Consider the following 13,663-nt stretch of genomic DNA (forward strand, 5'->3'; position numbering starts at 1 on the left):
TCTATCGAGCAATTATAGAAAGCCTTTCTCCATTCGGTAACCGCTACCAAACTTTACGATTCCATTCATCTTCCAACGAAGACTAGAAGAACTTAGCTTAAAATAACCGCTCTGCATTTTTATGTATTCATCTCACCATTCGCTAACACGAACTATTCGTTTCACTTTATCTTTTTTATCCTATCATAAAATAAAAAAAAGAAAAATAAAAAGCCCAACATAAAATTTAATTTCATCATGTATATCTTCATTTAGATTGGACATAAATAACTATAACAACATCACCTTCGATGTTGTTGCCAACCGCGGAGAAGACTTACGTTTCCCCATAAGTTCTTCCTCCGGTTTCTCCTCTCCCTTTGCCTTCTTACTAGTACATGCTAGTATAAGAAGGGCCCTGCTTTGCAGGGTTTTTTTTCTTTGTCTACTTTTCATTTAAAAAGTGAGATGGTACAGTAAAAGAAAGAGGAGGAAAAGATATGATTCAACGCTTTATAGAACTCGGAGAGGGCTACTCTGATTTATATGAATTACTTGAAATTGCCAAAGCAAATCAAGAACGTATAACACATATGTTACAATTTGAAACAATTAAAAATGAAAAAAAAGTGTGCTCACTTGTTGTAATATTAAAACCAACTACTACTGGTGATTTCCAACCATTATACATATGTCGTGAAGGCATTCCTGTACTTGAAAATAAAAAAAGTAAACGCGTCATTTTATTTGAAGAAACGGCAGAACAACTTGGAAAAAAAGTGACTACCTTTACGGTAAAACCATCCACAACTTTCCCAGAAAAAGAACTGTTTTTCAATCATTTAATTGGTATTTTACGAATGAATAATTTTATTCCTCCAATGAAATAATGTGTTATTTCAAATAAAAAATCCCCTGTTAAAATTAGCAGGGGATTTTTTCTATTAGCTATAATCGTATTCTTTTGCCCGATCAGGACGTGAATTTTCAAATTCCGTTTTTAAATACGGGCGGTACGACTGTTCTATCTTTTTCACAAAAGGAAGTTTGTTCAACTTTTGCATCATATGCTCAATTTGTTCCATATCACAATATACTACTGCATATTTTAAACGTTTTGATATGTAATGTATGTTACCATATTTTCTTAAAATCTTGGCATGTTTCAATGAATGTAAATAAACAATCATACTTTGTCGTTGCCCGAACATAATCTTCTCCATCTTCTCCTTTTAAAAACATATATTTTATATTTTATGAAAACCAATCAGAAATTTATGACATTACAGGACAAACTCTGTATACGTTTTCTTCTATCTTCTAAAAAACGGGGTGATTTACCCCGTTTTTTTGCAACCGCAACCTCCGCCGGTACCACAACCGCCACCACAACCACCAGCATCAAAAAATGGATTTCCTGTTGGAACTTTGATGGAAGAGGACACCTCAGAACCGATTGCTACACTAACTTCATCTAACAACTTTTGTAAAGCCGTTTCTACTCGTTTAAAAGCTGCAATCTTATCATGTAAATCTACAGAACGCTTCAATTCCCTCATTTTCGTCGAAACGAAAGTATAGTCAGGATGATATTTACCGAAACGTTGCACTTCCTCATATCGTTCTTTCATCGCTGTAAATTGCTGAATTAACGTCTGAACTTCCATATCTTCATGCAAGTCTTTATAACATTTACGGTAATCTTCTGCTATATCTGAACAGATGATCGCTTTTGCAAGCTGCTCTGCCTTATCTAATATTAATACGCTTTCTAGCGTCGCTACAATCATGAGAGACACCTCCGAGTATTTATCATACCACATTTAGAATAGAACTACTAATTGAAGTGTCTCACTAAACAGAAAGATATCATTCTAACTATTTTTTAATAATTTCAGTACACATTTATACATTAATATGTTCCGCAATGTTGTATTTAACAACATCCCACTTCCCACTATTTTCATTCACATAACTAATACATGCGTTTTTTAACGGTGTCTTAAACGAAATATCTTCCGGAGCAATTGCATGTAAAATTGCTTTTATCGCATGAGAATGGGCTACAATAATAATACGTTTGCCAGAATGAGTTTCTGCAACATCTTTTACCGCAGCAAAACAACGAGCTACAATTTCTTCATCTTGCTCCATACCTTCTACTTTACCTTCTGCAATTAATTCCCTAACAGTCGCAACTGGCTTCCCAGAAGCTTCACCAAAATTACGTTCAACAAATCGCTCATCTAATAAAATTGATTGTAATCCAGTTGCCTCTGCAATTTCCTTAGCTGTTTCTTGCGCTCTAATTAATGGGCTACTTATAATTATATCCCATGCCTCCGCTTGCAAAGCAGCTGCACTTTGACTTGCTTGCTTCTTCCCCACTTCATTAAGAGGAATATCTTCACGTCCCTGAATAATCTCTTGAAAATTCCAATCAGTTTGTCCATGTCGTACTAAACAAATTTCCGTCATGCTCATGCTGCAACTCCTTTTTAAATAATCCGCTTCTATTGTATCAAAAGTTCTGCATGACGGACATAGTTTTCCCTTCCAATTATGTTGCATTTTGCTGCTTCATATACTGAAACATATCAATCATAATGGAAGCAACTGCCAATTGATTTTGAAATTTCTCAACTTTATCTGGTATCGTTTTTTTGAAATGTTGCATAGCTGCTAACTCAAATGCCTCTTTTTCTTCAGGGTTTCGCGTTAGTTTTCTATACCAGTAAGGTTGCTCCCTAATATAGCGAGATAAATCCTCATCAGCCTTTATAAACTCCATAATTTCTGCTCTCATCCGCTTTCCTCCTAATCCTTCTGAAAGAAAAATGGATTATTTTCGGAAGTACTCTCTTCTTGCTGCGTGCGTTTTCCTTGAAATTGTTGAAAAACTTGTTGCACACTCCCAATAGCACTCGTCACATTGGCTAAATGATGTTGCATTTGTTCCACGTCTAACTTTTTAAAGAAAGAAAGCATTTGTCCCATCACATCAGCAGTTTTTTCCTCTTCAGTTCGAGTATCCTTTTCTTTTACATTTTCTTTTTTCTTTTCTTTTACCGAAGAAAAAGCAGGCGCTCCATCCGGTCTAAAAGTTGCCCATATTGGATCTTCTTCACCAAGTAAGTACCATTCCTCATAAAACTGTTGCCAAGTTTTATGACCACTTCGAACTTCATGAACCATTTTAGGGTGATGGTTTACAAACTCTTTAAACTGTTGAACCGATGGATGTAACGGTCCTTTTGTTGTCGGCATAATCCTCACCTCTTCATGTATATCTACTATATAATAAGAAAAAAAAGGCGCATGGTTCGCCTATTTTTAGACGATTCATGCACCTTTTTATCCTACTATTTGCATAGGGGAAGATTCCCATCCACAATTTACAGTTTCATTTTATTTCCGAATAAAATTTTGTGTATAAAACTTATCGTATACGCCAACACCTAATCCTGTAAATTGTTCATTCAATAAATTTTTTCGATGTCCCTCACTATTTAACCAACCTTGCAATGCCGCAACCCCATCACTATGTTGCGCCGCTATGTTCTCACCGGCAAGTTGAAATCCTACTTTCCCGCGCTGTAAACGATCTCCTAACGTACCTAATGTAGGTGAATCGTGTGAAAAGTAATTATTATCCTTCATATCTTTACTATGACCGATTGCCACCTCTGCCGTTTGTTGGTCCCACGCTAATAACGGTAAATTATGACGACTTCGAATAATATTTGTTAAATCAAAAATTTGTTGCATATTCCCATTCTCTATTTGTTTCATTTTATCTGGAGTTAATGGTTGTTCTGCTAATAATTCACCCGAATAAACGAGCTGATACGGTCTTTGACGCAATAACGTTTCGTCATCCATATAACGAACACCGACAAGCTCATGCGTAAAATGATCAAAATATAATTGTGCCCAACCATCTTCTACTGGTACTAATGGTTGTTCCATCACTTCGGTATCAGATAACTCAAATTGATAACTATTCTTTCCTCTTTTTAACGAAATCTCATGAGAAAGTGGATTCTTTTTATACACATCTTCATACTTTTCATTTATATAATAAGGTGGCACCTTAACTTGCTCACCAGCGACATACGCCGTTACAATTTTACGTTCAGCAACCCCAAATTGAACATACTGAGCTAAATCTTGATTATATACCCACCATTCATATCCGTAAGCAGATGGTTCTATTCGAGAAGGTTCGCCCCATTTTGCTAATAAATTTTCAGAGTCCCCACCAATCATATTTAAAACCGTATCAGAAGAGTCTTCATTTACTTGTTTTTTCTTTTTCACAATTTTATTTTCTTGCTTTGATTGAGATGGGGTTAATATATATTGTGAAACGAGTAATTTCCCGTATAAATCAACAGCTAAAATTAAAATTGTAATCATTACGATACGCAATAATTTCTTCAATCGATATACCTCCTGCAAAAAACATAAAATTGAGATATACACAAATCCTTTTCTTTCCTTTTTTTGTGTGTACCGTACTCTTTTCACTATATCATATTTTCGCAAAAAAAGTCTGGATTATCCCTTTTCTCTCAATATGAATTGCACTTTCTTACTATTCATACTATTATAAAAATAATGGTGTAACATTAAAAAAGGAGGTATTTTATGCAATTTACAAATACGAAATTTAATGGGGCAGTCGTTGATTTAACACTATTAACAGAGATTATGGAAAAGAACCATTTTGTACTTGCTGGACAGTGGGATTATGAACGAGTTACATACGATTATAAATTCGAAATATTAAACGATGTTTATTATTTACGTGTACAAGGTTTAGCTGTTGAAGGTGACATTGGCAGCAGACACGCTGAAATAAAGCTACTCCCTCCCTTATTAGGTAAACATTATTATCCTCACGGCGTTGAATATGGTGATGGTGAAACTTTCCCAACGAATGTAATTCAAAAAAGCGAACAACTCCTACAAAATATCGAAAAAGAGTTAAAAGAATTCCAAATTATTGAGTAAATAGAACAAGCGCATCAATATGATGCGCTTGTTCTATTTATCTTACTTAAGAATGAATCGTCTTTTTGACTGGATACCCATAAATAGTTCCATCCTTTACTTTAATCTCATCTTCCCAAGGAACCTTATATTTACCTTCAGCTAAATCTTTTACAAACGTATATGGGTTTTCTTTCACCCCACCAGGAGTCGCTACATATCCCCTTGAACCTAAATTATATATATTATTTTCGAGACCCCATCCTAATCTAGCTTGATCTGCTAACTCTGGATATACTTCCGCAGTAACAATCTCCCAAGGATTTCGGTGTCCCTGCACTAAAGTAGTCCCATCAAAATTACATACTTGTCCTTCACCAAAATAATAAAATACACCATCATAACCGGCTAAGTTCACCGACAATGTATACATTAAATTTTGCCATGCATTCGAACGATTAGTTAACATCCATTGTTCACTAACTTGTGTGCTATATCCAGAAATACGAATCAAGACATTTGCACCTTTATAAGCTGCTTCACGAGCTACTTCAGGAAACATACCATCATGACAAATACAAACAGCTAATTTACTTCCTCCTGGTCCATCACAAACAGGTAAACCTAAATCTCCAGCCTTCCAAGGTTCAACTGGCACCCAAGGATTTAGCTTACGATACTTCAAAATCATTTCACCTTGTGGATCAATAATTATTGCTGTATTATACGGTTCTCCACCATCAGGATTTCTTTCCATTATAGAAAAAACACCATATACTTCAGACTCTTTACATGCCTCAGCAAACAAGTCTGTTTCTGGCCCAGGGACCGTACATAAAAACTCTTCTGTAGTCCATTTTTTTGTATTAAGCCCTTGCGTACTATATTCTGGAAATACTATCAATTCCAATCCAGGATACCCTGCTTTAGTTGAATGAATTGTTTTTATGATCTGTTTAATTTGTTTATCAATGTCTGCACGTGACTCTACTACCGGTACTGGATATTGTATTAATGCTGCTAAAAAACCACTAATTGGCTTTACCATACTTCCACTACTACCCATTTAAATTCCTCCTTAAAATAGTCCTTGTTTTATTAAAGATAACAATATAAATTTGTAACTCTCTAAAAAACTTGTACTACACATGGAATTATTATGCATTAAAGCTAGTAGTAAATCTTATATCCACTTTTAGTACATGCCTACACTAACTTAACATAAATAATTAGAAAATTCAATCTATTAAAGTTTAGTAAAACTAAAAAAGTGTATGGAAACCCATACACTTTTTTACTTCGTTTGTAAATACGGCGGCAATTGTTGTAACTGCTCTTTATCCTTTTCACGCTCTCGACGCGCCCATCGAAAGAACACATAACCAATAATTGTACCGTACACTATTTCCTGGACAATTTTCATAATGATGCCGCCTGTTTGTTGGTCTTGTACGATCGGCATCCAGTGTAAAAATTCTGGTCCAGTTATATTTAAATCAGATAAAGTTCCCGCTGGTACACATAGTTCCATCGCCTTCATCCAAGCAGCCGGATCCGTATACGTTGCAAACAACGGCGCCGTTGCAAAAATAATTAACGCGCAAGCTGGCGTTAATAATATACCGTTAGCAAACATATAACCAAGTTTCTTTATATCACTTAACGTTTGATATTCTGGTAATGGATTTAGCATCGGCCACCACATCATGATTGCCGTAAAGAACAATATAGCGAGACAGATAGGATGAGCAATTTGACTTTGTTTTACTGCATCAAAAACAACTGGTAAATGATAAAAAGAAAACAGGCCATTAAATACAAACAATGCAATAAGTGGCTTAGCAAATATCTTTAATATAATTTGAACGAACTTAAAAGAAGTAATATAACGATATAACCAAACTGGTATACCAAGCAACAACAAAGGCGGAACGGCAATATACATAACTGCCATTTCAAACATATGTGCACTAAATATAATATGACCAATTAAATCAATAGGCCCTCCCTTTACAAAATACAAAAGAACAATTCCAGTCGTAAAATAAAAAACTTGCTTCTTACTTACCTTTGTCGCATGTTCAAATCGCATTCTATACGGCCCAATAATTAAAAAATATCCAATGAGGATCGAAAGCATAAATAATAAAAAGATTGGACTCCATAGCGCTTGAAAACCAAATATCCACAAGTTACTCATTTTCACACCTACCTTCTTAAGGTTATCCGTTCACATAACATGAAGAGGGAGCTGTGTCAACACAAGCTCCCTTATTCTTCACTTTTCAAATCCACACAATTGTCATAAAAGCTAAAATTGTAATTAATCCGATCAACAGACCAGAATAAAGAAAGAAACTTGCCGCTTCATGTCCTTTATGACTCATATGCATAAAATAATACAATTGAAAAATTACTTGTACCACCGCTAATAGTAAAATAAATGGTACTGAAAAAGTCGGACTAAAAGTTTTCGGATATGCTACCGCTGCAAATGCAACTAATGTTAAAAAAATCATTAATGCAAATGTAATAACTTGATGCTTCATTTCCTCCGCACTTTTTCTTTTCCGATAAACAAGATCAACTTTAGGATTATTCGTTTGCTTTATCGCCATTGTTTATCCCACCATTCCCATTAAATATACTACAGTGAAAATAAACACCCAAACTACGTCAATAAAGTGCCAATAAATCGATGCAACATAAAACTTCGGTGCATTGTATAAATTTAGACCTCTCTTCGCATTCCTAAAGATTAATGTTAAAATCCAACACAATCCAAACAATACGTGGAGTCCATGTGTACCAACAAGAGCATAAAACGCGGAACCAAATGCGCTACTTCTCATAGTATGCTTAAATTCATGCGTATAATGATAAAACTCATATATCTCAAATCCTAAAAACCCTAAACCTAGCAGCACTGTTACTAGTAGCCAAAGTTGCATTTTCTTAAAATTAAAGTTTTTCATATGATACATCGCATATACGCTCGTTAAGCTACTCGTTAATAAAAGCATCGTCATAATGAAAACGAGTGGCATTTGGAACATCTCTTGAGATGTTGGTCCGCCATTTGTAGAATTCTTTAACGCTAAATATGTGCCAAATAAGGAAGCGAACAATACTGTTTCGCCTCCAAGAAATAACCAAAAACCGACAAACTTATTTTTCCCCTCAAGGGTTGCTTTTTCAGGCTCTGCTGGAAATGTTTCATTCGTTAATTTTTCATCTACATGCATTACGCCTTGCCCCCCTTATCTTCTAAATCTTCTTTATGAATATGATATCCATGATCATCAATTACTGAACGTAGGAACATTGTACCAAACGTAATAATTAAACCGATAATTGCTACTAATAACCAAAACTTATCTTTTCCACCCTGCATATACATTGCACCAAATGCCGCTATAAACAATCCTAAAGAAATGATAAATGGTGAAAATGATGGATTTGGCATATGAATATCACCCACTGGTTCCGCCGCTGTCATCTCTTTATTCCCTTCACGTTTTTCAATCCAAAACGGATCTAACCCGCGAACAAATGGTAATTGTTTAAAGTTATATTCTGGTGTAGGTGCTGGCATTGTCCATTCTAATGTACGTCCATCCCACGGATCACGACCAGCCTTTTCTTTTGATACTGTTGTTTTAATTACATTGAATAGAAGAACAATCGTTCCAAGAGCCATAAATACCGCTCCAATAGAACTAATCATATTGCCCATTTCCAACCCTTGACCTTCAAGATATGTGTAGTAACGACGTGGCATACCAATTAAGCCAAGGAAATGCTGAATGAAGAACGTTAAATGGAAACCGATAAAGAATAACCAAAATGTTATCTTTCCTAACGTTTCATTCAATACTTTATTAAACATCAGCGGCCAATAATAATGGGCTCCTGCAAGTAAACCAAATACAACACCACCGACAATTACATAATGAAAGTGAGCTACTACGAAATAGTTATCATGAAATTGATAATCAGCTGGTGCAGATGCTAACATAACACCTGTAACTCCTCCCATTACGAATGATGGAATGAAGGCTACTGCCCACATCATCGGTGTCGTAAAACGAATACTTCCGCCCCACATTGTAAAGAGCCAGTTGAATATTTTAATACCGGTCGGAACCGCAATCGCCATTGTTGCAACTGAGAAAATAGCATTTGCAACTGGACCAAGCCCAACAGTAAACATATGATGCGCCCATACCATAAACCCTAAAAATCCAATTAATACTGTCGCAAACACCATCGACGAATAACCAAATAATCGTTTTTTCGAAAACGTCGCGAAAATTTCTGAGAATATTCCGAAAGCTGGGAGTATAAGAATGTATACTTCTGGATGACCGAAAATCCAGAATAAGTGCTCCCATATAATTGTATTCCCGCCCAGTGCTGGATTAAAGAAACTTGTTCCAAATAAGCGGTCTAACATTAAAAGTCCTAATCCTACAGTTAACGGCGGAAAAGCAAATAATATTAATGAAGATGTTACAAATGTCGTCCACGTAAACATCGGCATACGCATATACGTCATCCCTGGCGCACGCATATTAATAATGGTTACAAGGAAGTTAATACCTCCAATTAATGTACCTATACCGGAGATTTGCAAGCCAAGCACATAAAAATCAACACCATGGCCTTTAGAGGCTAAAGCTAAAGATGCATAAGATGTCCATCCTGCATCAGGCGCTCCACCTAAAAACCAACTTAAATTTAAAAATACTCCACCAAAGAAAAATAACCAAAATCCGAGTGAATTCAAAAACGGGAACGCTACATCACGTGCACCAATTTGAAGTGGTACAGCGGCGTTCATAAATGCAAACACGAGTGGCATAGCTGCGAGGAAAATCATTGTTGTACCGTGCATAGTTAATACTTGATTATAAGCATCCCCAACAAGAAAAGCGTTGTTAGGAATCGCTAATTGAAGGCGAATAAATAGAGCTTCTATTCCGCCTACTATAAAAAACAATCCACCTGCAATTAAATAGAGAATGGCAATCTTTTTATGGTCTACTGTCGTTAAATAATCCCATATGACAGCACCCATCCCCTGTTTTTTTGCTACAGAACTCACGTTTTCAACCTCCCCTTCGCGAATAATCCCTCTTTACTTTTCAACTTTTAACGTTTGTAAGTATGCATTTAATGCATCAATTTGATCGTCTGTTAAGTTGCCATATTTACCAGTCATTTTATTTCCTGGTTTCATATTTTCAGGATCTTTCAGCCATTTTTTTAAGTTTTCTTCATTGTTTTCAGCAATGCCGGCAACTGTATCGCGATCCGCAAAGTTTGCTAAGTTTGGTGCGATACGAGCGGAAGGTGGTCTACTATCATTAGATCCAACTGCGTGACAACCAATACAGCTTTTATTAAATATCTCTTGGCCTTCTTGCGCCTTTGTTGAAGCTACTTCTTTCTTCCCATCAATTTTCTTCATATCAGCAAGCCACTTTTTGTACTCGCTTTCATCTAAAGCTTTCACTTTGAATTGCATTAAAGAATGTGATGGGCCGCAAAATTCTGTACAAAAACCATTATAAGTGCCCGATTTATCTGCCTTTAACCACATTTTGTTCACATTATCTGTATTTGTATCCATTTTCCCAGCTAAAGATGGAACCCAAAACGAATGTTTAATATCGGCACCCTTCAAATTCAAATACACTTTCTTACCTGTGGGGATGACTAAATCTTGAGAAGTTACTATCTTTTCTGATTTATAAGAAAATTCCCACCAATAAAGATTCGCTGTTACATCAACAACGATAGTATCTTTATCAATATTCTTTTTCTCCATCGCACTTACATCAGCAAGTTTGAATGTATATGTAACCGTCGGAACAGCTAAGATTAGCAAAAGAATAATCGGAATAACTGTCCATATAATTTCTAGTTTGTGATTCCCTTCAACTTGCTCCGGAATATAATCTTCCTGACCTTTCTTTTGTCGGAAACGCACAATTACATATAAGAAAATAATAGTAACTACTAGTACTACTCCTACCATGATCGCACTTGCTAGTAAGAGCAGATCATATTGCATTTTTGCTACTTCTCCTTGCGGAATTAAAGTAGATTGAAAGGCTTTACCGCATCCCCCTAACAGTAAAGCCAGCAGTGAAACGAACGAAAGCAGTCGCCACTGTTTCTTCATACAAACAACCCCCACTTTCCTTGTGAATTAGATTGTACTTTATAGTTAAGTAAAGTAAATCTCAACGTAAAGAAATCCAATTATGTCGTTGTCTTAGAAGAATGTAACTACAATCATTGATACAAATAAGATTGTTAAATAATTTAGGGAATAAACAAACATTTGCACAGACCATTTGATGTCATCTTTCTTACGGAAGCCATAAAAACCTAAAACGATCCATCCGATGTTAAGCAGTGTTGCAATTACCATAAATGTTATCCCTAGTCCACTCATATAAAATGGTAGTGGTAATAAACATACTGTCCAAATCATAATTTGGCGTTTCGTAATTTCAAATCCATGAACTACAGGAAGCATTGGAATTCCTGCGTTTCGATATTCATCAACACGTTTCATTGCTAATGCAAGGAAATGTGGGATTTGCCAAATAAACATAATTAAAAATAACATCCAAGCAATTGGATGACCTAAAGATGGATCGATTGCTGCCCATCCAATTAAAGGCGGAACTGCACCAGATATACTACCTACAACAGTATTTAGTGTATACTTTCTCTTTGTCCATAAACTATATAGAACAACATATGTGAAAGCACCAATAAATCCCATTAAGACTGCCATTGGTGTTGTTAATAATAAAAATACAAAACCAAGAAGTAATATAACTAGTCCAAATGTAAGTGCAAATCCTGGTTTATACTTTCCAGTAACCGTTGGACGGGTCTTTGTTCTTTCCATTAATGGATCGATGTCTCGATCAATGTAGTTGTTTAAACAACATACCCCTGCCATAACTAATCCAGAACCAACGATTGTAAAGAATAACTTATCCAGATTGTCCATTACACTTAATCCATTAAAGTGTAATGCCAACCAAAATCCTGTAAATACAGTAAGTGTATTTGAGTTTACAATCCCCATTTTAACGAGCGCTTTTAAATCTTGTAACCGAGTTGTTTCCGGTACGCTTGTAACAGCAGACTCATCATGCAGCTCACTTGTTGCATGGTTCATCACTTTAACCCCCTCTTAAAACTTTCATCTTTCTTTTTGCGCCTATTTCAAATTGAAATATTTCGCTTCTATATAGCAATATTATTACAGTAGAAACATTGTTAACCCATTCTACTACTAATCTACGCCCATACTCCAATATATTAAATCATATTTCCCGAACATTTTGTGAAGAAAACATGAACTTTTTGTGTCGAACATAAAAAACTTAATTGTTACTTATCCATATCATAACATGATGTTACCTTCTATAATAAACTTTTTTGTCATATTTAACACGTATTCTCCCCATTTCTTTTCAAAATAGCCTATTTTTCACCTAAAAATTTCCTTATAAACCTTATTTCCACACCCGTTTTCTCTTCCCTGTCTTCCCCCTCCATTTCTTTGCTATTTTATTATTTTTTATATATCATAGGAACTAGCGCGTTTTATTCTATACATAATGGAATGAAAATATTTCGCAATAACTTCATAGCAGAAAGATGGTGAAAGAGATTGCAACGCTTTATTAAATGGTTAGCAGTCATTACGAGTCTTGATTTATTAATAGTTTTATTAGGAGGCGCCTTAGTTACAAAAACAGGCTCTGGCCAAGGATGCGGTAAATCATGGCCACTTTGTAACGGTGAATTTGTTCCATCTAATTTATCAATGGAAACTATTATTGAACTAAGTCATCGCCTTACATCAGGATCAGCAGGAATTCTTGTCACTCTCCTTTGTATTTTGTCCTGGAAATATTATAAACATGTGCGCGAAACAAAAACGTTAGCAATTTTATCCTTCGTATTTTTAGTTGCACAAGCATTAATGGGAGCCGCAGCGGTTGTTTGGGGGCAAATGCCAGCTGTACTTGCTATCCATTTCGGTATTTCCTTAATTTCATTTGCTTCTGTCATTTTATTAACGTGTCTTATCTTTGAAATTGACCAAAAATTTGATGCACGTTCACTTATTATGGACAAAAAAATGAAATTTCATATTTATGGTGTAACAATTTACAGTTATATTGTCGTCTACACAGGGGCTTTAGTACGTCACGAACGAGCTAGCTTAGCCTGTCCAGACTTTCCTTTATGTAGCAAAAATAGACCTATGCCAACTCAATTACATGAATGGGTTCAAATGGGACATAGAGTTGCAGCGATGTTAATTTTCGCTTGGATACTATACGCGATGATTCTCGCTATCCGCCATTACAAACAGCAGCCTGTCGTATACTGGGGATGGATCATCTCATTTATCCTTGTTACACTTCAAGCTATCGTAGGAATTTTAGTCGTATTTACAAATGCTAGTTTATCAATGGCATTATTACATTCCCTATTCATTTCTTGCTTGTTTGCTGTACTATGCTATTTAGTTATGTTAGGTACAAGAAGTAAAGTGAATGCAAAAGAAGCTGCATCAATTTCTAAACAAACAAAATAAATGAAAATACCTTGCCCGAATTGGCAAGGTATTTTTTCGCAATAAAAA

16 protein-coding genes are annotated in these 13,663 nt (G+C 35.5%); 3 read left to right on the forward strand and 13 right to left on the reverse strand.

The genetic code is table 11. The annotated features are described in order from the left end of the window. Positions 1 to 479 precede the first annotated feature (479 nt). Complete coding sequence (locus MR147_RS15885; RefSeq protein ID WP_000616011.1) at positions 480 to 869, forward strand: DUF7147 family protein; 390 nt, start codon at positions 480 to 482, stop codon at positions 867 to 869. A 54-nt stretch (positions 870 to 923) separates the two neighbouring features. On the opposite strand, the gene MR147_RS15890 is transcribed toward MR147_RS15885, so the two are convergent. The 6 genes from MR147_RS15890 to MR147_RS15915 form a co-directional block, all read right to left on the reverse strand. Then, positions 924 to 1,190: a YlbG family protein gene (locus MR147_RS15890; protein ID WP_002080814.1), complete on the reverse strand. Its 267-nt coding sequence runs from the start codon at positions 1,188 to 1,190 to the stop codon at positions 924 to 926. 126 nt (positions 1,191 to 1,316) lie between these two features. Then, positions 1,317 to 1,769, reverse strand: coding sequence for a YlbF/YmcA family competence regulator (locus MR147_RS15895; protein WP_000634351.1), 453 nt, complete (start codon positions 1,767 to 1,769; stop codon positions 1,317 to 1,319). Positions 1,770 to 1,884: 115 nt separating this feature from the next. After that, positions 1,885 to 2,457 (reverse strand): histidine phosphatase family protein, encoded by a 573-nt coding sequence (locus MR147_RS15900; RefSeq protein ID WP_001998138.1) that lies wholly within the window; start codon positions 2,455 to 2,457, stop codon positions 1,885 to 1,887. Positions 2,458 to 2,539: 82 nt separating this feature from the next. Next, positions 2,540 to 2,785: a YlbE-like family protein gene (locus tag MR147_RS15905; RefSeq protein ID WP_001200990.1), complete on the reverse strand. Its 246-nt coding sequence runs from the start codon at positions 2,783 to 2,785 to the stop codon at positions 2,540 to 2,542. 11 nt (positions 2,786 to 2,796) lie between these two features. Further along, the gene (gene ylbD / locus MR147_RS15910) at positions 2,797 to 3,246 is read right to left on the reverse strand and encodes a YlbD family protein (RefSeq protein ID WP_242304525.1); all 450 of its coding nucleotides are present in this window, start codon (positions 3,244 to 3,246) and stop codon (positions 2,797 to 2,799) included. A gap of 141 nt (positions 3,247 to 3,387) precedes the next feature. Continuing rightward, complete coding sequence (locus tag MR147_RS15915) at positions 3,388 to 4,422, reverse strand: CAP domain-containing protein (RefSeq protein WP_000735391.1); 1,035 nt, start codon at positions 4,420 to 4,422, stop codon at positions 3,388 to 3,390. Positions 4,423 to 4,629: 207 nt separating this feature from the next. Here MR147_RS15915 and MR147_RS15920 point away from each other — a divergent pair, with 207 nt between their 5' ends. Beyond that, positions 4,630 to 4,995, forward strand: a complete 366-nt coding sequence (locus tag MR147_RS15920; protein ID WP_001160940.1) for a YugN family protein — start codon at positions 4,630 to 4,632, stop codon at positions 4,993 to 4,995. Between the two features lie 46 nt (positions 4,996 to 5,041). Here the strand turns inward: MR147_RS15920 and MR147_RS15925 are convergent, their stop codons facing one another. The 7 genes from MR147_RS15925 to ctaB form a co-directional block, all read right to left on the reverse strand. Continuing rightward, positions 5,042 to 6,040, reverse strand: a complete 999-nt coding sequence (locus MR147_RS15925) for a formamidase (RefSeq protein ID WP_000535781.1) — start codon at positions 6,038 to 6,040, stop codon at positions 5,042 to 5,044. Positions 6,041 to 6,268: 228 nt separating this feature from the next. Then, positions 6,269 to 7,174 (reverse strand): cytochrome c oxidase assembly factor CtaG, encoded by a 906-nt coding sequence (gene ctaG / locus MR147_RS15930; RefSeq protein ID WP_000069012.1) that lies wholly within the window; start codon positions 7,172 to 7,174, stop codon positions 6,269 to 6,271. Between the two features lie 85 nt (positions 7,175 to 7,259). Beyond that, positions 7,260 to 7,592: a cytochrome c oxidase subunit IVB gene (gene ctaF, locus MR147_RS15935; RefSeq protein ID WP_000985699.1), complete on the reverse strand. Its 333-nt coding sequence runs from the start codon at positions 7,590 to 7,592 to the stop codon at positions 7,260 to 7,262. A 3-nt stretch (positions 7,593 to 7,595) separates the two neighbouring features. Continuing rightward, positions 7,596 to 8,219 (reverse strand): cytochrome c oxidase subunit III, encoded by a 624-nt coding sequence (ctaE, locus tag MR147_RS15940; protein WP_000557861.1) that lies wholly within the window; start codon positions 8,217 to 8,219, stop codon positions 7,596 to 7,598. Beyond that, the gene (gene ctaD / locus MR147_RS15945) at positions 8,219 to 10,054 is read right to left on the reverse strand and encodes a cytochrome c oxidase subunit I (RefSeq protein ID WP_175574521.1); all 1,836 of its coding nucleotides are present in this window, start codon (positions 10,052 to 10,054) and stop codon (positions 8,219 to 8,221) included. The genes ctaE and ctaD overlap by 1 nt, the downstream gene beginning before the upstream one ends. Positions 10,055 to 10,114: 60 nt before the next feature. Then, a complete protein-coding gene (coxB, locus tag MR147_RS15950) occupies positions 10,115 to 11,164 on the reverse strand; it encodes a cytochrome c oxidase subunit II (protein ID WP_000745271.1) in 1,050 nt (349 codons plus the stop codon). Positions 11,165 to 11,257: 93 nt separating this feature from the next. Then, positions 11,258 to 12,181: a protoheme IX farnesyltransferase gene (gene ctaB, locus MR147_RS15955; protein WP_001015058.1), complete on the reverse strand. Its 924-nt coding sequence runs from the start codon at positions 12,179 to 12,181 to the stop codon at positions 11,258 to 11,260. Between the two features lie 498 nt (positions 12,182 to 12,679). Between ctaB and ctaA the strand changes: the two genes are divergently transcribed. After that, positions 12,680 to 13,615 (forward strand): heme A synthase, encoded by a 936-nt coding sequence (ctaA, locus tag MR147_RS15960; protein ID WP_001188736.1) that lies wholly within the window; start codon positions 12,680 to 12,682, stop codon positions 13,613 to 13,615. The last annotated feature ends 48 nt before the right edge of the window (positions 13,616 to 13,663 follow it).

This window comes from Bacillus cereus group sp. BfR-BA-01350, from assembly GCF_022663775.1.
Lineage (GTDB): Bacteria > Bacillota > Bacilli > Bacillales > Bacillaceae_G > Bacillus_A > Bacillus_A paranthracis.